The 20,916-nt window shown below is 69.4% G+C and carries 23 protein-coding genes; 14 read left to right on the top strand and 9 right to left on the bottom strand.

The features are described 5' to 3' along the window. Window positions 1-70 precede the first annotated feature (70 nt). Entirely contained in the window at window positions 71-856 is a 786-nt protein-coding gene (locus VGT80_RS02645) for an MOSC domain-containing protein (RefSeq protein WP_327452645.1), read from the top strand. 13 nt (window positions 857-869) lie between these two features. On the opposite strand, the gene VGT80_RS02640 is transcribed toward VGT80_RS02645, so the two are convergent. Next, a complete protein-coding gene (locus tag VGT80_RS02640; protein ID WP_327452644.1) occupies window positions 870-1,694 on the bottom strand; it encodes a 2OG-Fe(II) oxygenase in 825 nt (274 codons plus the stop codon). 101 nt (window positions 1,695-1,795) lie between these two features. Here VGT80_RS02640 and prmC point away from each other — a divergent pair, with 101 nt between their 5' ends. From prmC to VGT80_RS02625, 3 genes are all read left to right on the top strand, one after another. Then, complete coding sequence (gene prmC, locus VGT80_RS02635) at window positions 1,796-2,665, top strand: peptide chain release factor N(5)-glutamine methyltransferase (RefSeq protein WP_327452643.1); 870 nt, start codon at window positions 1,796-1,798, stop codon at window positions 2,663-2,665. 262 nt (window positions 2,666-2,927) lie between these two features. Continuing rightward, the gene (locus tag VGT80_RS02630; protein ID WP_414693883.1) at window positions 2,928-3,980 is read left to right on the top strand and encodes a DUF4167 domain-containing protein; all 1,053 of its coding nucleotides are present in this window, start codon (window positions 2,928-2,930) and stop codon (window positions 3,978-3,980) included. Between the two features lie 18 nt (window positions 3,981-3,998). After that, on the top strand, window positions 3,999-4,472 hold the full coding sequence (locus tag VGT80_RS02625) for a hypothetical protein (protein ID WP_327452640.1): 474 nt from the start codon (window positions 3,999-4,001) through the stop codon (window positions 4,470-4,472). Here VGT80_RS02625 and VGT80_RS02620 read toward each other — a convergent pair whose 3' ends face one another. Next, window positions 4,473-5,357, bottom strand: coding sequence for an RcnB family protein (locus VGT80_RS02620; RefSeq protein WP_327452639.1), 885 nt, complete (start codon window positions 5,355-5,357; stop codon window positions 4,473-4,475). It lies immediately after the preceding gene. Between the two features lie 134 nt (window positions 5,358-5,491). Here VGT80_RS02620 and VGT80_RS02615 point away from each other — a divergent pair, with 134 nt between their 5' ends. From VGT80_RS02615 to VGT80_RS02605, 3 genes are all read left to right on the top strand, one after another. Beyond that, entirely contained in the window at window positions 5,492-6,034 is a 543-nt protein-coding gene (locus VGT80_RS02615) for a DUF924 family protein (RefSeq protein ID WP_327452638.1), read from the top strand. Between the two features lie 74 nt (window positions 6,035-6,108). Continuing rightward, entirely contained in the window at window positions 6,109-6,966 is an 858-nt protein-coding gene (locus VGT80_RS02610) for a thymidylate synthase (protein WP_327452637.1), read from the top strand. Between the two features lie 67 nt (window positions 6,967-7,033). Beyond that, a complete protein-coding gene (locus VGT80_RS02605) occupies window positions 7,034-7,510 on the top strand; it encodes a hypothetical protein (protein ID WP_327452636.1) in 477 nt (158 codons plus the stop codon). 15 nt (window positions 7,511-7,525) lie between these two features. On the opposite strand, the gene VGT80_RS02600 is transcribed toward VGT80_RS02605, so the two are convergent. Beyond that, the gene (locus VGT80_RS02600; RefSeq protein ID WP_327452635.1) at window positions 7,526-7,951 is read right to left on the bottom strand and encodes an OsmC family protein; all 426 of its coding nucleotides are present in this window, start codon (window positions 7,949-7,951) and stop codon (window positions 7,526-7,528) included. 107 nt (window positions 7,952-8,058) lie between these two features. Between VGT80_RS02600 and VGT80_RS02595 the strand changes: the two genes are divergently transcribed. The 5 genes from VGT80_RS02595 (at window position 8,059) to VGT80_RS02575 (ending at window position 13,841) form a co-directional block, all read left to right on the top strand. Next, entirely contained in the window at window positions 8,059-8,577 is a 519-nt protein-coding gene (locus VGT80_RS02595) for a dihydrofolate reductase (RefSeq protein ID WP_327452633.1), read from the top strand. After that, entirely contained in the window at window positions 8,577-9,584 is a 1,008-nt protein-coding gene (locus VGT80_RS02590; RefSeq protein WP_327452631.1) for an SMP-30/gluconolactonase/LRE family protein, read from the top strand. The genes VGT80_RS02595 and VGT80_RS02590 overlap by 1 nt, the downstream gene beginning before the upstream one ends. An 87-nt stretch (window positions 9,585-9,671) precedes the next feature. Further along, entirely contained in the window at window positions 9,672-10,583 is a 912-nt protein-coding gene (locus VGT80_RS02585; protein WP_327452629.1) for an SMP-30/gluconolactonase/LRE family protein, read from the top strand. Between the two features lie 91 nt (window positions 10,584-10,674). Next, window positions 10,675-12,174, top strand: a complete 1,500-nt coding sequence (locus VGT80_RS02580) for an ATPase domain-containing protein (protein ID WP_327452627.1) — start codon at window positions 10,675-10,677, stop codon at window positions 12,172-12,174. Next, window positions 12,171-13,841, top strand: a complete 1,671-nt coding sequence (locus VGT80_RS02575) for a response regulator (protein ID WP_327452625.1) — start codon at window positions 12,171-12,173, stop codon at window positions 13,839-13,841. The genes VGT80_RS02580 and VGT80_RS02575 overlap by 4 nt, the downstream gene beginning before the upstream one ends. On the opposite strand, the gene VGT80_RS02570 is transcribed toward VGT80_RS02575, so the two are convergent. Beyond that, window positions 13,838-14,305, bottom strand: a complete 468-nt coding sequence (locus VGT80_RS02570) for a GFA family protein (RefSeq protein WP_327452624.1) — start codon at window positions 14,303-14,305, stop codon at window positions 13,838-13,840. The two genes, VGT80_RS02575 and VGT80_RS02570, sit on opposite strands and share 4 nt — an antisense overlap. A gap of 9 nt (window positions 14,306-14,314) precedes the next feature. Further along, complete coding sequence (locus VGT80_RS02565; protein ID WP_327452622.1) at window positions 14,315-15,949, bottom strand: pepsin/retropepsin-like aspartic protease family protein; 1,635 nt, start codon at window positions 15,947-15,949, stop codon at window positions 14,315-14,317. 151 nt (window positions 15,950-16,100) lie between these two features. On the opposite strand from VGT80_RS02565, the gene VGT80_RS02560 reads away from it, so the two are divergent. Further along, on the top strand, window positions 16,101-17,378 hold the full coding sequence (locus tag VGT80_RS02560) for a cytochrome P450 (protein ID WP_327452621.1): 1,278 nt from the start codon (window positions 16,101-16,103) through the stop codon (window positions 17,376-17,378). Between the two features lie 83 nt (window positions 17,379-17,461). Further along, window positions 17,462-17,866: a CHRD domain-containing protein gene (locus VGT80_RS02555; RefSeq protein WP_327452620.1), complete on the top strand. Its 405-nt coding sequence runs from the start codon at window positions 17,462-17,464 to the stop codon at window positions 17,864-17,866. Window positions 17,867-18,037: 171 nt separating this feature from the next. Here VGT80_RS02555 and VGT80_RS02550 read toward each other — a convergent pair whose 3' ends face one another. The 4 genes from VGT80_RS02550 to VGT80_RS02535 all read right to left on the bottom strand — a co-directional run bounded on the left by VGT80_RS02550 (window position 18,038) and on the right by VGT80_RS02535 (window position 20,872). Further along, window positions 18,038-19,261, bottom strand: coding sequence for an acyl-CoA dehydrogenase family protein (locus VGT80_RS02550; protein ID WP_327452619.1), 1,224 nt, complete (start codon window positions 19,259-19,261; stop codon window positions 18,038-18,040). A 6-nt stretch (window positions 19,262-19,267) separates the two neighbouring features. After that, entirely contained in the window at window positions 19,268-19,561 is a 294-nt protein-coding gene (locus VGT80_RS02545) for a putative quinol monooxygenase (RefSeq protein WP_327452618.1), read from the bottom strand. 214 nt (window positions 19,562-19,775) lie between these two features. Further along, window positions 19,776-20,063 (bottom strand): hypothetical protein, encoded by a 288-nt coding sequence (locus VGT80_RS02540; protein ID WP_327452617.1) that lies wholly within the window; start codon window positions 20,061-20,063, stop codon window positions 19,776-19,778. 113 nt (window positions 20,064-20,176) lie between these two features. Continuing rightward, window positions 20,177-20,872, bottom strand: coding sequence for a TerB family tellurite resistance protein (locus VGT80_RS02535; RefSeq protein WP_327452616.1), 696 nt, complete (start codon window positions 20,870-20,872; stop codon window positions 20,177-20,179). Between the last annotated feature and the right edge of the window lie 44 nt (window positions 20,873-20,916).

The following is a 20,916-nucleotide window of genomic DNA, read 5'->3' as shown; positions in this document are numbered from 1 at the left end:
CCGCGGTTTCCACAAGCCGTGGCGGAGCTTCCGCTTGCCGCGCGGCGCCAAGAGCGGCTAGGCCACGGCCATGACCGGCCACGTCGCAGGCATCTTCCGCCATCCGGTGAAGGGCTTCACGCCGGAGCCGCTCACCGCTGTAGACCTGGCGCCTGGCCGCGGCTTTCCGGGCGACCGCATCTACGCCGTCGAGAATGGGCCCTGCGGCTTCGATCCCGCCGGGCCCGCCTTCATCCCCAAGCAGAAGTTCACCGTGCTCGCGGCCTTGCCGCGGGTGGCGGCGGTCAGGACCCGCTACCACGACGCCACCGGCGACCTCGAGGCGACCGCGCCGAGCGCTCCGGACTTCTTCGGCCGCCTCTCGGAGCCCGCGGGCCGCGACGCCTTCGCCGCCTGGCTCGCGCAGGTGCTGGGCGATGAGGCGCCGGGGCCGCTGCGGGTGATCGCCGCCACTGAAGCCTGGCGCTTCACCGACCATCCGCTGGGCCAGGTGTCGATCATCAACCTCGCCAGCATCGCCGACCTCTCGGCCCGCATGGGCGTCGAGCTCGATCCCCTACGCTTCCGGGCCAACCTCTACGTCGACGGATGGCCGCCCTGGGCCGAGCTCGACTGGACCGGCCGGCGGCTGATGCTGGGCTGGGGCGAGGCCGAGGTCTTCAAGCCCATCGTCCGCTGCGCGGCCACCGAGGTGAACCCGACGACGGCGCAGAAGGACGCCGAGGTGCCCAAGGCCCTGTTCGACGCCTTCGGACACATGAACTGCGGCGTCTATGTGCGGATGACCCAGGCCGGGCGGATCGGCCTCGGCGACGCCTGCACGACCCCGCAGCTCGAGCCCGCCGCCCTCGGCTGACGCCGGCGTCGCCTCAGCTGCTCTTGCGGAAATCCTGCACGGCCGCCTCGACACGGCCGCCGTCGCTCGGCCGGTCGCGCCACAGCGTCGAGTGCTCGTCGTGCGGCAGCCGGTCGTAGGTATAGTAGTAGAGCGCCAGCGACCGGCGGACCGTGTCGGGGGGACAGGTCATCGGCTCCGGATGGCCATGGAACGACACGTCGCTGGTCGAGAAGATCACCGTGCGGTTGAACAGCGGCGCGGTGCGTGTCACGCAGGCGTCCATGTCCGCGTTCCACAGCTCCAGGTTCCCGCCCCAGGCTTCGTCCCAGTCCTCGTTCAGATAGAGCAGCAGATTGAGCCGGCGGTAGAGTTGGGTGGTCGGATGGATATTGAAGTCGGCGTGGATGGCGAGCTTACCGCCGGTCAGGATCTGATGAAATCCCGCGCCCCACATGTACGGATCGGGGATCAGGCCGCCGATGCCGCTGAGCGCGCTCAGGAACTCCAGGAACGGCTTGCCGGTCAGGAAGGCGATCAGCCGCGTGCTCTCGGGGCCGAGCGCGGGCACGTCGCGCCAGGCGAACTTGCGCTCCTGCAGGTGCTTGACGTCGGCGGAGAACAGCGAATGGGGCTGAAGGGGCGACGGCAACTCGCGGAGCACCCGCCGCAACAGGCCGGGATCGAACAGGTCGTCGAGCGCGATGTGCGGAAAGGGATCGGCCTGGCGGTAGGCTTCGCGCCAGCCCGGGGTCGGCAGGGCGAAATCGGCGCCCGCCGCCATGACGTCGAAATAGCCCGACGGCTCGGGCGCGGGCGCGCGCTGCGCGGCGGCCCGCGACCACAAGCTCTTCAACATCAACCTCCGCCCCCCCAGGCGCGGGCGGACCATAGAGGCGCTCGTGGCGCGCTGTCCATCCGGCCAAACCGGTTTTTCGCAGGCCCTCTGCGGAGGTCGGCATGCCGATGAATCTGCTCACCGCCTGGCAGGGCGCCAAGCAGCGGCTGCAGCGCGCCGGCCTGCCCGGCCCGGTGATCGACGCGCGCCTGCTCGTGGAAGCCGCCGCCGAGGCCAGTCGCGCCGACATCGTCACCGATCCCTATCGCGAGCTGACGCCCGAGCAGGAGGCGAGGCTCGACGACTATCTCGGCCGCCGCGAGCACCGCGAGCCGGTCAGCCAGATTCTCGGCCGCAAGGGCTTCTGGAAGATCATGCTGCAGGTGAACGCCAATGTGCTGACGCCGCGGCCCGACACCGAATCGGTGCTCGACGTGGTCTTGAAGGACTTCCCCGAGCAGGCCGCCTGGAACGTCCTCGACCTCGGCGTCGGCTCCGGCGCCATCCTGCTGGCCATCCTCGCCGAGCGGCCGGCCGCCCGTGGCCTCGGCGTCGACGTGTCCGAGGACGCCATCGCGGTGGCCCGCGACAACGCCGCGGCCCTGGGCCTGGCCGGGCGCGCCGCCCTGCTGCGCGGCGATTGGAGCGCGGGGCTGGCGGACGCCGAGTTCGACCTGGTGGTCTCCAACCCGCCCTATATCGCCACCGAGGTCATCGCGACCCTGGAGCCGGAGGTCGCCCAGTACGAACCGCGCATCGCGCTGGACGGCGGGCCCGACGGGCTCGACGCCTACCGCATCCTGGCGCCGGAAATCCTGCGGGTCCTCAAGCCCGGCGGCCGCTTCGCCGTGGAGATCGGCTACGACCAGAAGGACGCCGTCGAGGCGCTGTTCAAGATCTCCGGCGCGGTCGATGTCCGCACGACCCGCGACCTCGCCGACCGCGACCGCGTTGTCGCGGGTTCCAAAAACCCCTTGGAAACGAAGGCTTGAGTCGCTACTTAGGCATTGTCTCCACCCAATCGCCGGCTTCAGGTTGACGCGTCCGCCCCGGACGACAGACCGCCCCGGCAGGCGCGACGCTTCTGACAAGAGCCACCGCTGACGAGCTTCCGGGCGGACGACGGGGAACACTTAGCGCTTCGATACATCCACCAGGGTTCGACCCTAACGAAGGCTAGGCCGACCTCTTGCAAGGTCCGCTCGGGAACAGAGCTATAAGACGGTCATAAAATAAATGAGAGATTTCAAGGGTATGAAGCGCCAGCGTGGGCGCAATCGGGGCGGCGGCGGCGGCGGGAAGCCGCAGCAGCAGAACGCCAATCGCGCGTTCGACTCGAACGGACCCGAGGGCATCAAGGTGCGGGGCAACGCCCAGCACGTCTTCGAGAAGTACCAACAGCTCGCCCGCGACGCGAACGCCGCCGGCGACCGGGTGCTGGGTGAGAACTACCTACAGCACGCCGAACACTATTTCCGCCTGCTGCGCGCCATCCAGCCGCAGCGTCCGGCCAGCGAGATTCTCGGCCGCGACCAGTTCTCGTCCGGCTTCGACATCGATTTCGAGGACGAGAGCGGCGCCCAGGCCCAGGCCGACGGTCCTTCCGAGGACGGCGAGACCTCCGAGGACGGCGCCGAGGCCCGCGGCGGCGGCTGGCAGGAGCGTCCGAGGGACGACCGCCCGCGGGACGACCGGCCCCGGGACGATCGCTCCAGAGACGATCGGCCCAGAGATGACCGCCCGAGAGACGAGCGTCCGAGAGACGACCGTCCCAGGGACGACCGCCAACGCGACGGCCGTGGCCGCGACCGCTGGCGCGACCGCGACGAGCGTCCGCGCGCCGAGGACCGTCCCAGGGAAGATCGGCCGAGAGATGACCGGCCCCGCGACGATCGCCCGCGCGACGAGCGTCCCCGTGAGGACCGGCCCCGCGATGACCGGCCCAGAGACGACCGGCCCAGAGACGACCGACCCAGAGACGACCGACCCAGAGACGACCGCCCGCAACGCGACCGGGATGACCGCCCGCGCGGCGACCGTGACGAGCGTCCCCAGCGCGACCGCTATGAACGCCAGGAGCGCGATCCCCTGGCCGTGGTCGAGCCGCAGGCCGCCGCGCCGCTGACCGCGTCCGAGCCGCGCCCCTCTCGGGTGCTGCGCGACGCCGATGGCGGGGAGAGCCACGCGCCGGCCTTCCTGCAGGCGCCCGCGCCGCGCCCCGCGGCCGCCGAGGGCGAAGACGCCCCCGCCAAGCGTCCGCGCCGCCGCCGCAGCGGCACGGCCAGCCCCGAGACCGAAGACGCTTAAGGCGCGTTAGCGCAGCCCATGCGCCGGCAGATCTTCCTCGATTGCGACGGCGTCCTGGCCGACTTCGACAAGGGCGCCGAAGCGATCCTCGGCATGTCGCCGCGCGCCTTCGAAAAGCGCCATGGCCCGCGCGAATTCTGGAAGCGGCTGGCCGGCGCGGAGGACTTCTTCGGCTCCCTGCCGCCCATGGCCGACGCCCGGCTGCTCTACGAGGCCGTGCGCCACAAGACCCCGATCATCCTGACCGGCATGCCGCGCGGCGGCTGGGCGGAGCCGCAGAAGCGCCGCTGGGCCGAGCAGCACTTCCCCGGCGTGCCGGTGATCACCACCATGGCCGCCCTGAAGCACGAGCATCGCCATCCCGGGGACGTCCTGGTGGACGACCGCGACAACCACCGCCATCTCTGGGAAAACCAGGGCGGGGTGTTCATCCATCACAAGGACGCGGCGAGCTCGATCGAGGCGCTGAAGCGGCTGGGGTATCTGGACTAGCTACCAGAACAGCGCGCGGACCACCTGGACGATGCGGCCGCTGTAGTCTTCGACCAGCACCGCGTCGTCGCCGACCCGCACCCAGTCGTAGCCGTAGGGCGGCGCGGGCAGGTCATAGTCCCACCAGTCGGCGATCAGATATTCCGGGCCGTACCAGGCCGGCGGCAGGAACTCGCCGAAGCTCCAGGCGTGCACGAAGAAGTGCGGCGGCCGCCGATAGGGCCGGTCCCGGAAGCGGTGGTGGCTGGCGAAGCTCGGCGGGAAGGCGCCTGGCCGCCACTGCGGATGGTCGCGGTGGTCGCGGTCGCGGCTGTGCTGCTGTTCCCAGCGCGGATTGTCACGCGGGTGGTCGACGCCGCGGCGGTCGCCATCGGCGGGACGTCCATCGGGACGTCGGCCGCCCTGGTAGGTCGGCGGCCCGGCCTGCCGATCGTTGTTGTAGCGCCGCCACTGGCGCAGCTCGTCGCGATCCTCATGGTCCGCCTGGTCGGCAGGAGAAAGGCCCTTGGAGGTGTCGTCGCCCTCCGTGTCCACCCAGCGGCCCGGCCGGCCAAGATAGCGGCGGCCGTCGTCATAGCCGGGAGTCCCCTGGCGCTGCGCTTGCGGGCGGCCCGGCGGCTGCGCGCCCGGACCGGGGCCGGACGGCGGGCCGCCCCAGCGGCCCCCGAAACTGCCACGCGGTTGCGGCGGGATCGGCGCGGCGTGCGCCTGCGGAGGGGTCGGTGCGGCGGGCGCGTGCTGGGCGGCGCCGGGCGGCGGTCCGTGATGCTCGTGCGGCGTCGCGGCCGGGCGCTGCTCCCGTTCCTTGTCATGGTCCTGGGCCAGCGCCGTCGTGGCCGTCCCAGCCATCAAGAGCAGCGCGAGCGCCGCGATCCTGGTCTTCATCTCGCTTCCTCTTGGACCGGATTCCCGGCCCAGAACGCCCCTCATCGGCCTATCAACTGCATCAGACCGGCTGAACCGCGCTTGAACGATCCTCGCCCTGCAGCAACTGTGCCGCACCCATCCGGAGCCCGCCCGTGCCTGCCAACGTCAACGATATCCTGCATTTCTGGCGCGAGGCGGGGGCCTCGAAATGGTTCAAGAAATCCGCTCGCTTCGATGACGCCATCGCCTTGAAGTTCGAGCCCGTGCACCACGCCGCCGCGCGCGGCGAATACGATGCCTGGATCGCCACGGCCGAAGGGGCGCTCGCCCTGCTCCTGCTGCTCGACCAGTTTCCCCGCAACCTCTACCGCCACTCCGCCCACGCCTTCGCGACCGATGGCAAGGCCCGCGCCATCGCCCGCGCCGCCGTCGCCTGCGGCTTCCACCGCGCCGTGGAGCCTGAGCTGCGCCAATTCATGGTCCTGCCCTTCGAGCACTCGGAGGACATGGCTGACCAGGACGAGGCGGCGCGCCTCGCCGCCGAACTCGCCGACCCGAACATCACCAAGTGGGTCGACCTGCACCGCGATATCATCGTCCGCTTCGGCCGCTTCCCCCACCGCAACGCCGCCCTGGGCCGCGTCACGACGCCGAAGGAGCAGCAATTCCTCGATGAGGGCGGGTTCTCGGGATGACGCCTCAGAAACCTGTGAATCACCGAATCACTTGATTCCCCGTGAGGCCGAATCAGCGCGACCCTGGGGGTCCGATGAACGCCCAAGTCGCCCCCAAGGTCAGTCTCGTCCCGAGCTACCAGGCCGCCCTCGACCATCCCGAGCGGCAGTACCTGAACCTGCTCGCCGACATCCTGGAGAACGGCGTCAAGCGCGGCGATCGCACGGGCACCGGCACCCTGGGCGTGTTCGGCCGCCAGATGCGCTTCGACCTGGCGCAAGGCTTTCCGCTGCTCACCACCAAGAAGCTGCACAGGAAGTCGATCATCCTGGAGCTGCTGTGGTTCCTGCGCGGAGACACCAACGTCCGCTGGCTGCAGGAACGCGGGGTCTCGATCTGGAACGAGTGGGCCGATCCGACCGGCGAGCTCGGCCCGGTCTATGGCAAGCAATGGCGCTCCTGGACCGCCCCCGACGGCCGGGTCATCGACCAGATCGCCGCGGTGGTGCAGAGCCTGAAGACCAACCCCAATTCCCGCCGCCACATCGTCTCGGCCTGGAACCCGGCCGACGTGGACGACATGGCGCTGCCGCCCTGCCACTGCCTGTTCCAGTTCTTCGTGGCGGAGGGAAAGCTCTCCTGCCAGCTCTACCAGCGCTCGGCCGACGTGTTCCTGGGCGTGCCGTTCAATATCGCCAGCTACGCCCTCCTGACCCTGATGGTGGCCAAGGTCACAGGCCTCGAGCCCGGCGAGTTCGTCCATACGCTGGGCGACGCCCACCTCTATGTGAACCATCTCGACCAGGCCCGGCTGCAGCTCTCCCGCGAGCCCCTGCCGCTGCCGACCCTGCAGGTGGCCGACCGCGACGACCTGTTCGCCTTCGAGTACGAAGACTTCCAGCTCGAGGGTTACCGCCCGCACCCCTCCATCGCCGCCCCGATCGCCGTCTAGCGACCACGCGTCGCTGGCGCCACGGGAAGCCGCGCCCTATCGTGGCGCCGTTCGTAGGGGGTTGCAGATGAAGCGTATGATCTTGATGGGCGCGCTCGCCGCGGCCATCGCCGCACCGGGTATCGCCTCGGCCGGCGTCTACACCGACGACATGACCAAGTGCCTGGTCTCGTCCGCCACGCCGGCGGACAACGAGGCCCTGGTGAAGTGGGTGTTCGCAGCCCTCTCGTCGCACCCGGCCGTGAAGCCGATGACCACCGTCACCCAGGCCCAGCGCGAGGCCTACAGCCGCGGGGCGGTCAAGATCATGGAACGTCTGCTGCTGCAGGACTGCCGCAAGCAGTCGATCATGGCCATGAAGGTCGAAGGCTCCAGCGCCATCGAGACAAGCTTCGGCGTGCTCGGCCAGGTCGCCTTCCGCGGCCTGATGACCGATCCCGGCACCATGGCCCAGATCGCCGGGCTGGCGACCTATATGGACCGGCCGGCCTGGGAGGCCTTGATGAAGGAAGCCGGGTTGCCGACCGCGCCGCCCGCCAAATAGCGCGGCCGCCTCGCCTCAGCTCTCCAGCTTGGCGTCGAGGGTGATCTCGGCGTTCAGCACCTTGGAGACCGGACAATTCTTCTCCGCGCCCTTGGCGATCTCCAGGAATTTCGCCTCGTCGATGCCGGACACCTTGGCGCGCAGCGTCAGAGCCGACCTGGAGATCTTGAAGCCCTGGCCGTCGGGATCGAGGCTGACCGCGGCCTCCGTGCGGATCTCGTCGGCCGTGAAGCCGGCCGCCTGCAGGCCGAACGCCAGCGCCATGGAGAAACAGCCGGCGTGCGCCGCGGCGATCAGTTCCTCCGGATTGGTCCCGGCCTCGTTCTCGAAGCGGGTCTTGTAGCCGTAGTTGGCCTCGGTGAGCACGCCGGAGGCCGAGGTCAGCCGCCCCGCGCCGTCGCGCCCGGAGCCATTCCAAACCGCGTTGGCCTTGCGGATCATCGCTCAGTCTCCTTCTTTCCGGGCCCCTGGCCTCACAAGTCGCCCCGCCGGGTCCGCATTTCAATGGCCGCTGGCAAACCCCGCGCGGCGCGGGCTAACTCCACGGCATGGCTTCCGTGATCCTCTCCGCCGGCCCCATCGCGCGCGCCAAGAACGGCGTCATCGGCCGTGACGGGAGCCTGCCCTGGCGGCTGAAGTCGGACCTGGCGATCTTCAAGGAGATCACCATCGGCAAGCCGGTGATCATGGGCCGCAACACCTGGGAGAGCCTGCCCCGCAAGCCGCTGCCCGGCCGCACCAATATCGTGCTTTCGCGCGACGGCTCCTTCGCGCCCCACGGCGCCGTGGTCTGCGAAACCTTCTCCGAAGCGGTCTCCATCGGTCGCGAACAAGCCGAGGACGATGGCGCGAGCGAGGTCTGCGTGATCGGTGGCGCCTCGGTCTTCGCCCTGGCGCTCGCCAAGGCCCAGCGGCTCTATCTCACCGAGGTCGAGGCGGAGGTCGACGGCGACGTGGTCCTGCCGCCCATCGACGAGAGCCAGTGGCGCGAGGTCCGCCACGAGGCTCATCCGGCGTCCGAGGTCGACGACTACGCCTTCACCTTCCGGGTCCTGGAGCGACGCTGATGAACCGCAGAGACTTCATGGGCGAGGTGATCGCCGCCCTGCCGCTGGCCGCCCTGGCGGGCCCCGCGCTCGCCCAGCCCGCGCCGCTGCCGCCGCTCGTGGACAAGCCGGCCCTGCCCTGGACCATCGTCGCCGAGGGGCTGAAGTTCCCCGAGGGTCCGGTGGCCATGAAGGACGGCTCGCTGCTGTTCGTTGAGATCGAGCGCAGGACCATTAGCCGCCTGACGCCGGCCGGCAAGGTCGAGATCGTGGCCCAGCTTGACGGCGGTCCGAACGGCCTGGCCGTCGGCCCGGATGGGGCCCTCTACATCGCCAACAACGGCGGCCGCTTCACCTATGTCATGCGCGGCGGGCTGAACTCGCCGGGCGCCCCACCGCCGGGGTTCACCGCGGGCGGCAAGATCCAGCGGCTTGACCTCAAGTCGGGCCAGCTGACGACGCTCTACGACAGCGTCGAGGGCCGCCCCATCGTCGCCGCCGACGACCTGGTGTTCGACCGCCACGGCGGGCTGTGGATCAGCGACATCGCGGTGAAGCCCGGGACCGGGTCGATCCTCTATGCGCCCAGGCTCGGCGAGCCGCTGCGCGTCGCCCACGCCGGCCTCAATCCCAACGGGATCGGCGTCTCGCCCGACGGCCGGTTCCTGCATGTGAGCTCGGGGACCAGCCTTTACGGCTTCGACATCGACGGCCCCGGCCAGCTTGCTGCGCACAGCTATCCGAGCGGCGGCCTGCAGGCGCCGCTGTGGCAGGGCAGCATCGCCGACAGCCTGAAGATCCAGGCCGATGGCAAGGTGTGCGTCTGCTCCCTGCTGCGTCCAGGCGGCATCGGCGTCGTCAACCGCGCCGGCCACACCGACTTCCTGGGCTTTCCCGACCGCTGGGTGTGCAACCTGGCCTTCGGGGGCCGCGACATGCGCGACTGCTGGATCATGCTCTCGGGCCTCGGCCAGATCGCCAAGGTCCGCTGGCCCGCGCCCGGGCAGACGCCGGCCTTCCGCGCCTAGCCGCCGCCCTCGCCTCTTTCCTTCCGCGGCGGCGGCATGGCTATAGTCGCCTCCAGCCAAGAACAAGACACCGGGGAGCGAGGCGCCATGGACATCCAGCTGGTCACCGAGGGGCTGGAGTTCCCCGAGGGTCCGATCGCCATGGCGGACGGCTCGATCATCCTCACCGAGATCAAGGGCCAGCGCCTGACCCGCGTCACCCCCGACGGCAAGAAGGAGGTCCTTGTCGACACCGGCGGCGGCCCGAACGGCGCGGCGATCGGCCCGGACGGCGCCATCTACATCACCAACAACGGCGGCGCCTTCGAGTGGCTGGACACCCAGGGCCTCTGTATCCCCGGCCCCACGCCGCCCAGCCACGTCGGCGGCTCGATCCAGCGCTTCGACCCGAAGAGCGGTAAGCTCACGACTCTTTACGAAGCATGCGACGGCAAGCGGCTGGTGGGCCCCAACGACCTGGTTTTCGACAAGCAGGGCGGTATCTGGTTCACCGACCACGGCTGCTCGACGCCCGAGGGCCGCAAGTTCGGGGGCGTCTACTATGCCAAGACCGACGGCAGCCATATCAGCCGCCAGCGCGACCACCTGATCTCCCCCAACGGCGTGGGCCTGTCGCCCGACGAAAGCGTCGTCTACGTCGCCGACACCCAGCTCGCCCGCCTGTGGGCCTTCGACGTGGCCGGCCCCGGGGAGCTTGGCCCCCCGCCCGGCTTCGCGCCCGGCCGGGTGATCTGCAACCTGCAGGGCTTCAACTATCTCGACAGCCTCGCCGTCGAGGCGGGCGGCAAGGTCTGCGTGGCCACCATCATCAACGGCGGCATCACCGCCTTCGACCCGGACGGCTCGACCGAGCACTTCGCCTTCCCCGACCTTTTATGCACCAACATCTGCTTCGGCGGGGCCGACATGATGGACGCCTGGGTCACCGCGTCCTCGACCGGCAAGCTCTACAAATGCCGCTGGCCGCGCCCCGGCCTGAGGCTCAGGTTCAACGCCTGATCGCTCGGGAACCAGACCGCCATTCCATACGCTTTAGGTGTCGATCGGGGCTGGGCGCCAGGAACGCCAGCAAAACTGCGAGCGAAGAGCGATGGATACTGCGACGCTGGGGCGCGCCATGCAGGCCTCCACCGGCATTGCCGGCCTGGATGACATCCTGGTCGGCGGCTTGGCCCGCGATCGCCTTTACCTGCTGGAGGGCAGCCCCGGGACCGGGAAGACCACCACGGCCATGAGCTTCCTGCGCGCCGGCGCCAGGGCCGGCGAGCGGACGCTCTACATCACCCTTTCCGAAACCGAGGAGGAGCTGCGCGACACCGCACGCTCCCACGACTGGGACCTGGCCGACATCGAGATCTTCGAGCTGGTCCCGCCCGAAAGCCTGCTCGACGAGCAGCAGCAGCAATCGCTGCTCTATTCGTCGGACCTCGAGCTGGGCGAGACCACCCGCATGATCTTCCAGGCGGTGGAGCGCATCCGCCCCGACCGCGTGGTGATCGACAGCCTCTCGGAGATCCGCCTTCTGGCGCAAAGCTCGCTGCGCTACCGGCGACAGGTGCTGGCCCTGAAGCACTATTTCTCCAAGCAGAACGTCACGGTGCTGCTGCTCGACGACCTGACCACGGAGTCCCTCGACAAGACCGTTCACAGCGTCGCCCACGGCGTGATCCGCCTGGAGGAACTGGCCCCGGAGTACGGCGCCGAGCGGCGACGCGTCCGCGTCATCAAGTACCGCGGCCGCCGGTTCCGCGGCGGCTTCCATGACTTCACCATCAAGACCGGCGGCCTGGAAATCTATCCGCGGCTGGTCTCCTCCGAGCACAAGACCAGGTTCGCCCGCGACCCGTTGCCAAGCGGCGTGGACGGTCTGGACGAGCTGTTGGGCGGGGGCGTGGAGCGCGGCTCCAGTTGCCTGATCCTCGGCCCGGCGGGCACCGGCAAGTCGCTGCTGGCGATCTACTTCGCCTTGTCGGCGATCCGGCGGGGCGAGCGGGCGGCGCTGTTCGCCTTCGACGAGGAGATCGGGCTGCTGATCGACCGCACCCTGGTCCTTGGCATCGATCTGCAGGCCTTGATCGACGCCAACCAACTGGTCCTGCACCAGGTGGACGCCGCCGAGCTGTCGCCGGGCGAGTTCACCGCCATGGTCCGGCGCTGCGTGGACGACACCGGCATCCGCACCGTGATCATCGACAGCCTCAACGGTTACCAGGCTTCCATGCCGGAAGAGCAGTTCCTGATCCTGCACATCCACGAGCTCCTGCAGTACCTCAACCGGCAGGGCGCCACGACCTTCCTGACCGTCGCCCAGCACGGTCTGGTGGGCGACATGAAAGCCCCCGTCGACGTCACCTACCTGGCCGACACAGTGTTGCTGCTCCGCTACTTCGAAGCCATGGGCGACGTCCGCCGCGCCATGTCGGTGATCAAGAAACGCTCCGGCGGTCATGAGAAGACGATCCGCGAGTTCGAGATCAGCAAGGGTGGCCTCACCGTCGGCGAACCGCTGACCCAGTTTCAGGGGGTATTGCGCGGCGTGCCGAATTTCGTGGGGCCCGGCCGGGGCCTGATGGGCGATCCGGGCGAATGACCGAGCCCGTTCCGTCCGAGCGCGTCCTCGTTTTGGCGCCCTTGGGACGCGACGCCGCCATCGCCAGGACCATCCTCGAAGAAGCCGGCCATGGCGTCGTACCCTGCCCGGACCTCGCGTCGCTCTGCGCCGAGCTGGAGGGCGGGGCGGGCGTCGCGCTGATTGTCGAGGAGGCTCTGGCCGGCGCCGACTACGCCCTGCTGGCCCGCTGGATCGCGGCCCAGCCGCCCTGGTCGGATCTGCCGATCGTGCTGCTCGCCCAGCGTGGCGGGGGCCTGGAACGCAACCCCGCGGCGCGCCGCCTCAGCCTGGCGCTCGGCAACATCATCTTCCTGGAGCGCCCCTTCCACCCCACGACCCTGGTCAGCGTCATCGAAACCGCCCTGCGCGGTCGCCGCCGCCAGTACGAAGCGCGTGACCGGATCCTGCAGATCCGAGCCGCCGAAGAGCTGCTGGAGCGCCGCGTCGAAGAACGAACCGCCGAGCTCGAATCCGCCAACCGCCAGCTCGCCAGCCAGATCCTGGAGCGCGAGCGCATCGAGTCCGCCTTGCGGCAGGCCCAGCGCCTGGAAGCGGTCGGCCAGCTCACCTCCGGCGTGGCGCACGACTTCAACAACCTGCTGATGGTGGTGCTGGGCAACATCCGCCAGATGCAGAAGACCGAGCACGACCCGGCCACCCAGCGGCGGCTGCAGATGATCGTCCAGGCGGCCGAGCGCGGCGCCCAGTTGACCAACCAGATGCTGGCCTTTTCCCGCCGCCAACGGCTGGAGCCGCGCGCGGTCGACCTCAATGAGACGGTGCTCAGCATGCATGATCTCCTGCAGTCGACCATGGGCGGCAGCGTGGTCATCGACACCCGTCTCGCCCCGAACCTCTGGCCGGCGATGATCGATCCGACCCAGATCGAGCTGGTCATCCTCAACCTGGCCATCAACGCCCGCGACGCCATGGAGGTCGGCGGCGCACTCACCGTGGAGACGGCCAACGTCACCCTGCCCGCCTCCATCCGGCCGGAAGACCCGCCGCCCGGCGATTACGTCATGGTCGCCGTCTCCGACACCGGCATGGGCATGACAGACGAGGTGATGGCCCGGGTGTTCGAGCCGTTCTTCACCACCAAGGAGGTCGGCAAGGGTTCGGGCCTGGGCCTCAGCCAGGTGTTCGGCCTCGCCAAGCAGTCGGGCGGCGGCGTGCGCATCGACAGCCGTCCCGGCGAAGGCGCCTCGGTGAAGGTCTATCTGCCCCGGGCGGAGATGGGCCCCGAGGCGCTTGCCGAAATCGAGCGCGAGGCCGATCCGATCGGCGCCGGCGATCTCAGCGTCCTGGTCGTCGACGATGACAGCGCCGTGCGCGAGGTGACCGCCGGCATCCTCGGCGACCTGGGCTACCGGGTGATCGAGGCCGGCAGCGGCGGGGCGGCGCTCGACCTGCTGGACGGCGAGGACCGCATAGACCTCATGCTGCTCGACTTCGCCATGCCCGGCATGAACGGCGCCGAAGTCGCCCGCGAGGCGCGCGCCCGGCGCCCCGACGTGCCGATCCTGTTCGTCACCGGCTATGCCGACACCACGGTCCTGGAAGACGCCGGCGAGGACGGCATCCTGCGCAAGCCCTATGTGGAGCGCGACCTCGCCGCCAAGCTCAAGGCCGTGCTCAGGAGCTAGGCCTCGCCCAACGCCGCCTTGCGCCGCGCCAGGGCCTCCGGCGACCACTGGGTCTCCAGGTCATAGAAGATCTCGAACGCCGGCTGGTCGGCGGGAATCTGCACCCAGGGCAGCTTGGAGCGGGTGAAGATATGCGCGTCGGGCTTGAGCGCCGCGCGGTCGTCCAACGTGGTCGCCCGCATGAAGCGGAACGGCCGGCCGCCATAGTCGGACCACAGCGTCGTCCCGCAGGCCGTGCAGCGATAGACGTCGTGCGGCCGGCCGCTGTCGGTCGGCATCGGCGTCGGCGCGATCTCGCCCGACTGCACCTCGATCCGGTCGGCTTCGATGATGGCGTTGACCACGAAGGCCGAGCCCACCTGACGCTGGCAGTCGCTGCAATGGCAGCAGTTCACGAACATGGGGTCCGACGTGAGCCGGTAACGCACCGCGCCGCAGGCGCATCCGCCAGTCAATTCGCTCATCGAGCCACCCTAGCCATCTCCTGCTGACAGCTTCATGTCACCAGCCGGCGACGGACGGCAGATCCCGGAACTTCCCGGCGCCGACAGCCAGAACCGCTCGCGGGCGTAGTCGAAACTGACGGTGAACCGCGACAGCACGCTCTCGCCGATATTGCCGGCCTCGAAGCGGCCCGACAGACTGCCCATGCCGTCGCCCGCCAGCAGGACGTCCAGGCCGGTGATCTCGGCGCCGGCCAGGGAGAGCCTCGGCGCGCGGCTGCGCCGGAAGCTCACATCGCCGCCCACCCCGCTGCCGGTGACGGGCCCGCCCGCCGGCGCGAGACCCGCCGCCCGGCCGTGGGCCATCACCCAGGCCTTGAACAGGATCGCATCGCCGTTGTTGCCGGTGTCGAGGTCGAACCAGGCCGAGACCCCGTTCAGCGCGCCTTGCGCCAGCGGCATGTCGTCGGAGAAGCGCAAGGCCGCGCCACCGTCCGCGCCGGCGGCCGCCGCGAATGGGCACAGCCGCAACTCGCCGCGTCCATAGTCCAGGGTCGCGGCGAAGCGCTCGAACAGCTCCAGGCCGATGATCCCGGCGATCGGCTTCATCGCGCCGTCGCGTCCGATCCCCTGGCCGAGGTTCAGGGCCAGGACCACGAACGGCTGGTCGACCACTTCGGCCGCCCCGACCCTCAGCCGCGCCACCTTGGCGTAGGCTGTGGGGATCGAACCGGCGCCGGCCCCGAGACCGAAGCCATGTCCGACGCGGGTCAGCCCCAGGGCGTCGGCCGTGCTCGGGGTCAGGACGTCGTGCCCGCCGGTGTCGAGGATGAACAGCATCGGCGGGGCCGCGTCGATCCGGGCCTCGACCAGCAGGAACCCGCTCATCGGATCGAGGCGCAGCCAGGCGGGACCCTCGCCGACCCGAAGGCTGGCGTCCGTGGGCGGTCCGGGCCGCGCCGGCGGCGGCTCCGGCGCGCGGTCCAGACGGTAGCGGGCCACGGCGATCTCGCCGGTCTCCGACTGGTCGCCGTTTTCCACCGCGAGCCCGAAGGGCAGCACCAGCCCCGCCACCGCCCGATTGTCCGAGAAGCGCAGCGTCTGCGTCCGGTTCGAGCGCTCGATCACCGCCCGGTCGAGGTAGCGCGTCGCCCGGTCGATCCACAGCGTCACCGCCCGGCCGCCCGCCGGCGTCGCCTCCACCCGCTCGTAGGTCGCGCCCCCGGCCCTGACGCGGCCGGCCAGCCGATAGGTCGCGTCCCCCCGCTCGGGATGCAGATAGCCGCGCCGCGCCAGAAAGGCCTCCGTCGCCGCCACCTCGCGCGCCTCTTCGGTGTCCAGCGGGTGCGTCGCGCCGGAGTTGTCCACCCGCCAGCGGCCCTGGGCGTCCAGTCCCTCGGCGTTGCGGAACAGACCGTAGTCCGCGCGCCGCACGAACCGCCCGCTCGTCAGGTCCTCGACGGCCTCATAGGGCCCGGTCAGGCCGAAGCTGGTCTTGCGGCCTTCGGTGACGAGCGCGCCGCCGCTGTCCCAGCCGCTGCCGCCGGTCGCCGCCTTCAGCGCGGCCAGCACCGCCCGGGCGCCGTCCGCGGCCCGCGCCGTGCTCGCCTGCAGGGCGCTCGCCAGCACCACGCCGATCAGGACCGTCCGCCATGCGCCGACCATGGATCGCCCTCCCCGGCCGCAACCTGCCGCAGGCGTCGATTTCCCGAAAGGACATCCGTCAGGCGATATCGGCCCGGCCAAGGATGACGCCCGCGTCAACTTGTTCGCGAACCCCAGGGGCGCCATGATCGCGCGACGGCTGGAGGTTGCCATGGACGACGGCTCGATCGACGTGAAGCGCGCGGCCCGCGAGGCGGCCTATGCCATGCCCATCGAGGCGATCAATCCGGCCGATCCGGAGCCGTTTCGCACTGACACCTGGCACCCCTATTTCGAGCGTCTGCGTAAGGAGAGCCCGGTCCACTGGGCGGTCTCCGAAGAGAAGGACGTCGGCGGCTACTGGTCGGTCACCCGCTACAACGACATCATGGCCGTTGACACCAACCACCAGGTCTTCTCCTCCATCCCGACCATCGTGCTGCCCGATCCGGCGGAAGACTTCACCCTGCCGATGTTCATCGCCATGGACCCGCCCAAGCACGACCAGCAGCGCAAGACCGTCAGCCCCGTGGTCGCCGGCCCCAACCTCGCTAAGATGGAGCCAGTGATCCGCGAGCGGGCCGCCAAGATCCTCGACGACCTGCCGATCGGCGAGGAGTTCGACTGGGTCGACAAGGTCTCGATCGAGCTCACCACCATGACGCTCGCGACGCTGTTCGATTTCCCGTGGGAAGACCGTCGCAAGCTGACCCGCTGGTCCGACGTGGCGACGGCTGCGCCCGAGAGCGGCATCTTCTCCACCACCGATCCGGAACTCGCCGAGCAGGAGCGGCGGACCGAGCTGTTCGAGTGCGTCGACTACTTCATGCGCCTGTGGAACGAGCGCGCCGCCGCGCCGCCCAAGCCGGACCTGATCTCCATGCTCTGCCACGGCGAATCGACCCGCGACATGGACCGCATGGAGTACCTCGGGAACCTGATCCTGCTGATCGTCGGCGGCAACGACACCACCCGCAACACCATCAGCGGCTCGGTCCTGGCGCTCAGCCAGAACCCCGACCAGGAAAAGCTGCTGCGCGCCAATCCGGAGCTGATCCCGGCCATGGTCTCCGAGACCATCCGCTGGCAGACGCCGCTTGCCTACATGCGCCGGCGCGCCCTGCAGGACTTCCAGCTCGGCGACAAGCTGATCAAGGAAGGCGACAAGATCGCCATGTGGTACGTCTCGGGCAATCGCGACGAGACCGTCATCGACCGGCCCAACGACTACTGGATCGAACGGCCGCGGGTGCGCCAGCACCTCTCCTTCGGCTTCGGCATCCACCGCTGCGTCGGCAACCGCCTGGCCGAGCTGCAGCTCAAGGTTATCTGGGAAGAAATCCTGGCCCGCTTCCCGCGGATCGACGTGGTGGGCCAGCCGAAGCGCGTCTACTCCTCCTTCGTGCATGGCTACGAGCACCTGCCGGTGGTCATCCCGACCCGCAATTGAGTCGCGTGGCGTTGACGGGCGGGCGCGAGGGGTCCTTTGATGCCACTCCGGTCAGGGGGACCAGGGGAGGAAGTTCAATGAACATGCGTTATCTCGTTATCGGCGCCGCAATGGGCGCCGGATTGGGCCTGGGTCTCGTCAGCGCGGCGGCGGCCGCGGAAACCACCCTCAGCGCCAAGCTGGGCGGCGCCGACGCCTCCGGCATGGCCAAGGTCCGCGTCGACGACAAGAACCAGGTTTGCTGGGACCTCACGTCGAAGGGGCTCACCGAAGTCACCGCGGCCCACATCCACAAGGGCGCCGCCGGCGCCAACGGCCCGCCGGTCGTGCCGTTCACCGGCGTCGACGCCACGGGCGCCAGCAAGGGCTGTGCGGCCGCCAGCGCCGATGTCGCCAAGGACCTCGTCGCCAACCCGGCAGGCTACTACGTGAACGTCCACACCAAGGCCGCGCCGGCCGGCGCCATCCGCGGACAGCTCGGGAAGTAATCCCCTTCTCCCCTTGCGGGAGAAGGTGTCGGGCAGGGCCCGACGGATGAGCGGTTTCGCTCCGCCATCCGTCGGGAATCCCCTGCCGCTGTCCGGAGGGATCGGCGCGACCCCTCTCCCGACCCGCTGCGCGGGCCACCTTCTCCCGCAAGGGGAGAAGGCAAACTGCATTCACAACCCCAGCACCATCTTGGCCATGATGTTGTGCTGGATCTCGTTCGACCCCGCATAGATCGAGGTCTTGCGGTAGTTGAAGTACTGCGGCGCCACGGTGGCGGCCCAGTCCGGGCCGGCGCGCGGCGTGTTGATGCGCCCCTCGATCTCCGCCCAGGTGTCCTGCACGAACGGCGCGGCATAGACCCCGGCCGCCTCCAGCGCGAGCTCGGTCATGGTCTGCTGCATCTGCGAGCCTTCCAGTTTCAGCATGGAGGACACCGCCCCCATCGCCTCGCCGTTGGCCCGCCCGGCGAACACCCTGAGCTCCGTGGCGTTCAGCACTTCCGTCCTGATCTCGGCCTCGGCCAGCTTGCGCCGGAAATCCGGGTCGTCCAGCACCCGCCCGCCGCGCCCGTCACGCTCCACCGCGGCGATCTTCTTCACCTTGCCCAGCATGTTCCGCAGCCCCGGCGCGTAGGCGTTGCCGCGCTCGAACTGCAGCAGGTACTTGGCGTAGGTCCAGCCGTGGCCTTCCTCGCCGATCCGGTTCTTCACCGGCACGCGGACATTGTCGAAGAAGACCTGGTTGATCTCCTGGTCGCCGGGCCTGGGCCCATCGAGGGTGTAAATCGGCTGGATGGTGATGCCCGGCGTCGTCATGTCGAGCAGCAGGAAGGAGATGCCCTTCTGCTTGATCTCCTCCTGGCTGGTGCGGACCAGGCAGAACATCCAGTCGGCCCACTGGCCGTAGGTCGTCCAGGTCTTCGAGCCGTTCAGCACATAGTCCTCGCCGTCCCGCTCGGCCTTCAGCGCCAGCGAGGCCAGGTCCGATCCGGCGCCCGGCTCCGAATAGCCCTGGCACCACCAGACGTCGGTGGAGAGGATCTTCGGCAGGTGCTGCTGCTTCTGCGCGTCCGTGCCGAACGCCATGATCACCGGGGCGCACATGCGCAAGCCCATGTTGGAAGTCGACGGCGCCCCGGCCAGGGCCATCTCCATTTCGAAGATGTACTTCTGGGTCAGGCTCCAGCCCGTGCCGCCATATTCCACCGGCCAGTCCGGCGCGATCCAGCCCCTCTCGAACAACCGCTTCAGCCAGCGGACCTGGCCCGGCTTGTCGATGGATGAGTTCTTCGACTGCGCCGCGTGACCGCGCATGTCCGCATCGAAGGCCTCGGCGATGAAAGCCCGGACCTCCTCGCGGAAGGCCATGTCCTCAGGCGAGAAGTCGAGGTCCATGGCGGATCACCCGACGCCGTCCAGGTATTCGATCTCCGGGCGGCCGCCGAGCACGGCGCCGAACTTCGGGCCCGCCGCCTTGAAATAGTCGGTGCCGCCGTGATGGGTCAGCGCGTCCTGGTCCTTGTAGAGTTCCAGCACCTTGTAGGTGTTGGGCTCGGTGCGGCTCTTGGTCAGCTGATAGGCGAGGTTGCCCGGCTCGTTGGCCCGCACCTGCTTGGCGAGTTCCCCGAAGAAAGCCTCGAATTCGGCCGTCTTGCCGTCCTGGATCTTGAGCGTCGCGATCACGCCGATGGTCATGGCCGTCCTCCCGAACATCTGTTTGAAGCCAGACGGTAGAGGCGGACTGCGTCGGGCTCAACACCAGAGTGTCATCCCGGAAGCCGCGCAGCGGCGGTCCGGGGCCCGCAGCGCCGGATGGAGCGGAGAGTGCGCAGCCGTTCCGCCGCGCTCAAAGCCTGCAGGACCAGGGGGTCCCGGTCTTCGCTTCGCGAAACCGGGATGACAGTCTGCGCTAGCTGCGCTCGTTCCAGCCGTAGGCCACCCAGTGGTGGCCGCCGAGATGGCGGGCTTCGATGACGCCGTCGTCGCGGCGGGCGCGGGCCGAGCGGCGGGCGCGCAGCGCAAGTCCGGCCAAGGCCAGCAGCGCGCTCGACATCACCGCGATCACCGCCACCGTGGCGGCGAACACCACCGCCAGGATCGCGGCCACGACCACAGCGCAGGCCGCCGCGAGCGTCGCGCCGATGGCAGCCAGGCTGCGCAGGGCCGATCCATGACGGGCGGCGAATTCCTTCACCATGGCGTTCCTTCAGACCTCAAGCCGAGGTGCATAACGCAAGTTCTCGGCTTCACGGTTGCATGCGTCAACTGAAGATGATGCGCCATCAAGGCTGAAGACGGGCTGAATGGCGATTATGCCGCCCCGGCCAGCGCCATGTCGCGGCGTTCGCGCATCACCGTGTCGAACGCCGCATTGATCGCCGCGGCCTTGGCCTCGGCCACCTCGATGAATTCGCTGGGCAGGCCGCGGGCGCGGGCGCGGTCGGGATGGGCCTCGGAGAGCGCGGCCTTCCAGGCGGCGCGCACCGCCTCGTCGGCGGCGTCGTGGCGAACGCCCAGCACCACATAGGGATCGTCGTTGTCGTAGCCGAGGTGAGTCGCCTTGAGCCGGCGGAACACCAGAGGCGAGAAGCCGAACAGCTCCCCCACCCGCTCTAGGTAGACCAGCTCCTCGCCGGTCACCGCCCCGTCGGCCGCGGCGATGTAGAACAGGCCGTCCAGCACGTCCTCCAGCAGCTGCGGGCAATGCCGGTAGCGCTTGGCGAGCCGGCGCGCATAGCTCTCGAAGCCCCGCGTTGTCTGGCGCGCCAGCTGATACAGTCGCCGGATGTTGCCGTCCGAGCCCGCCTCGGCCTGGAACACCTCGGAGAAGGCGGCGTATTCGCTGGCCTGAGCGCGGCCGTCCGCCTTGGCGAGCTTGGCCCCAAGCGCCGTCACCGCCGTGGAGAACGACGGATCCTCCCCCGGCAGGCCCGCAGGGCAGTCGGGACATTCCGCCTCGTCGAGGTTCTTCACCGCGAGGCCTGCAATTTTGCGCCAGAAGCTCATGTTGCTATGCGGGAGCCTTTAAGCCCGAAGCCGGGCGAACACAA

Origin of the sequence: Phenylobacterium sp. (genome assembly GCF_035944335.1) — a bacterium.
Lineage (GTDB): Bacteria > Pseudomonadota > Alphaproteobacteria > Caulobacterales > Caulobacteraceae > Phenylobacterium.
This window is presented reverse-complemented; position numbering and strand designations above follow the sequence as displayed.

Excerpts from the sequence above, each read along its gene's own strand:
- VGT80_RS02630 (WP_414693883.1), top strand. The coding sequence starts at position 2,928 with ATGAAGCGCCAGCGTGGGCGCAATCGGGGCGGCGGCGGCGGCGGGAAG.
- VGT80_RS02605 (WP_327452636.1), top strand. The coding sequence starts at position 7,034 with ATGAAGCGTATGATCTTGATGGGCGCGCTCGCCGCGGCCATCGCCGCA.
- VGT80_RS02585 (WP_327452629.1), top strand. The coding sequence starts at position 9,672 with ATGGACATCCAGCTGGTCACCGAGGGGCTGGAGTTCCCCGAGGGTCCG.
- VGT80_RS02560 (WP_327452621.1), top strand. The coding sequence starts at position 16,101 with ATGGACGACGGCTCGATCGACGTGAAGCGCGCGGCCCGCGAGGCGGCC.
- VGT80_RS02565 (WP_327452622.1), bottom strand. The coding sequence starts at position 15,949 with ATGGTCGGCGCATGGCGGACGGTCCTGATCGGCGTGGTGCTGGCGAGC.
- VGT80_RS02610 (WP_327452637.1), top strand. The coding sequence starts at position 6,109 with ATGAACGCCCAAGTCGCCCCCAAGGTCAGTCTCGTCCCGAGCTACCAG.
- VGT80_RS02590 (WP_327452631.1), top strand. The coding sequence starts at position 8,577 with ATGAACCGCAGAGACTTCATGGGCGAGGTGATCGCCGCCCTGCCGCTG.
- VGT80_RS02640 (WP_327452644.1), bottom strand. The coding sequence starts at position 1,694 with ATGTTGAAGAGCTTGTGGTCGCGGGCCGCCGCGCAGCGCGCGCCCGCG.
- VGT80_RS02645 (WP_327452645.1), top strand. The coding sequence starts at position 71 with ATGACCGGCCACGTCGCAGGCATCTTCCGCCATCCGGTGAAGGGCTTC.
- VGT80_RS02550 (WP_327452619.1), bottom strand. The coding sequence starts at position 19,261 with ATGGACCTCGACTTCTCGCCTGAGGACATGGCCTTCCGCGAGGAGGTC.
- VGT80_RS02570 (WP_327452624.1), bottom strand. The coding sequence starts at position 14,305 with ATGAGCGAATTGACTGGCGGATGCGCCTGCGGCGCGGTGCGTTACCGG.
- VGT80_RS02575 (WP_327452625.1), top strand. The coding sequence starts at position 12,171 with ATGACCGAGCCCGTTCCGTCCGAGCGCGTCCTCGTTTTGGCGCCCTTG.
- VGT80_RS02625 (WP_327452640.1), top strand. The coding sequence starts at position 3,999 with ATGCGCCGGCAGATCTTCCTCGATTGCGACGGCGTCCTGGCCGACTTC.
- VGT80_RS02580 (WP_327452627.1), top strand. The coding sequence starts at position 10,675 with ATGGATACTGCGACGCTGGGGCGCGCCATGCAGGCCTCCACCGGCATT.
- VGT80_RS02540 (WP_327452617.1), bottom strand. The coding sequence starts at position 20,063 with ATGGTGAAGGAATTCGCCGCCCGTCATGGATCGGCCCTGCGCAGCCTG.
- VGT80_RS02535 (WP_327452616.1), bottom strand. The coding sequence starts at position 20,872 with ATGAGCTTCTGGCGCAAAATTGCAGGCCTCGCGGTGAAGAACCTCGAC.
- VGT80_RS02600 (WP_327452635.1), bottom strand. The coding sequence starts at position 7,951 with ATGATCCGCAAGGCCAACGCGGTTTGGAATGGCTCCGGGCGCGACGGC.
- VGT80_RS02595 (WP_327452633.1), top strand. The coding sequence starts at position 8,059 with ATGGCTTCCGTGATCCTCTCCGCCGGCCCCATCGCGCGCGCCAAGAAC.
- prmC (WP_327452643.1), top strand. The coding sequence starts at position 1,796 with ATGCCGATGAATCTGCTCACCGCCTGGCAGGGCGCCAAGCAGCGGCTG.
- VGT80_RS02545 (WP_327452618.1), bottom strand. The coding sequence starts at position 19,561 with ATGACCATCGGCGTGATCGCGACGCTCAAGATCCAGGACGGCAAGACG.
- VGT80_RS02555 (WP_327452620.1), top strand. The coding sequence starts at position 17,462 with ATGCGTTATCTCGTTATCGGCGCCGCAATGGGCGCCGGATTGGGCCTG.
- VGT80_RS02620 (WP_327452639.1), bottom strand. The coding sequence starts at position 5,357 with ATGAAGACCAGGATCGCGGCGCTCGCGCTGCTCTTGATGGCTGGGACG.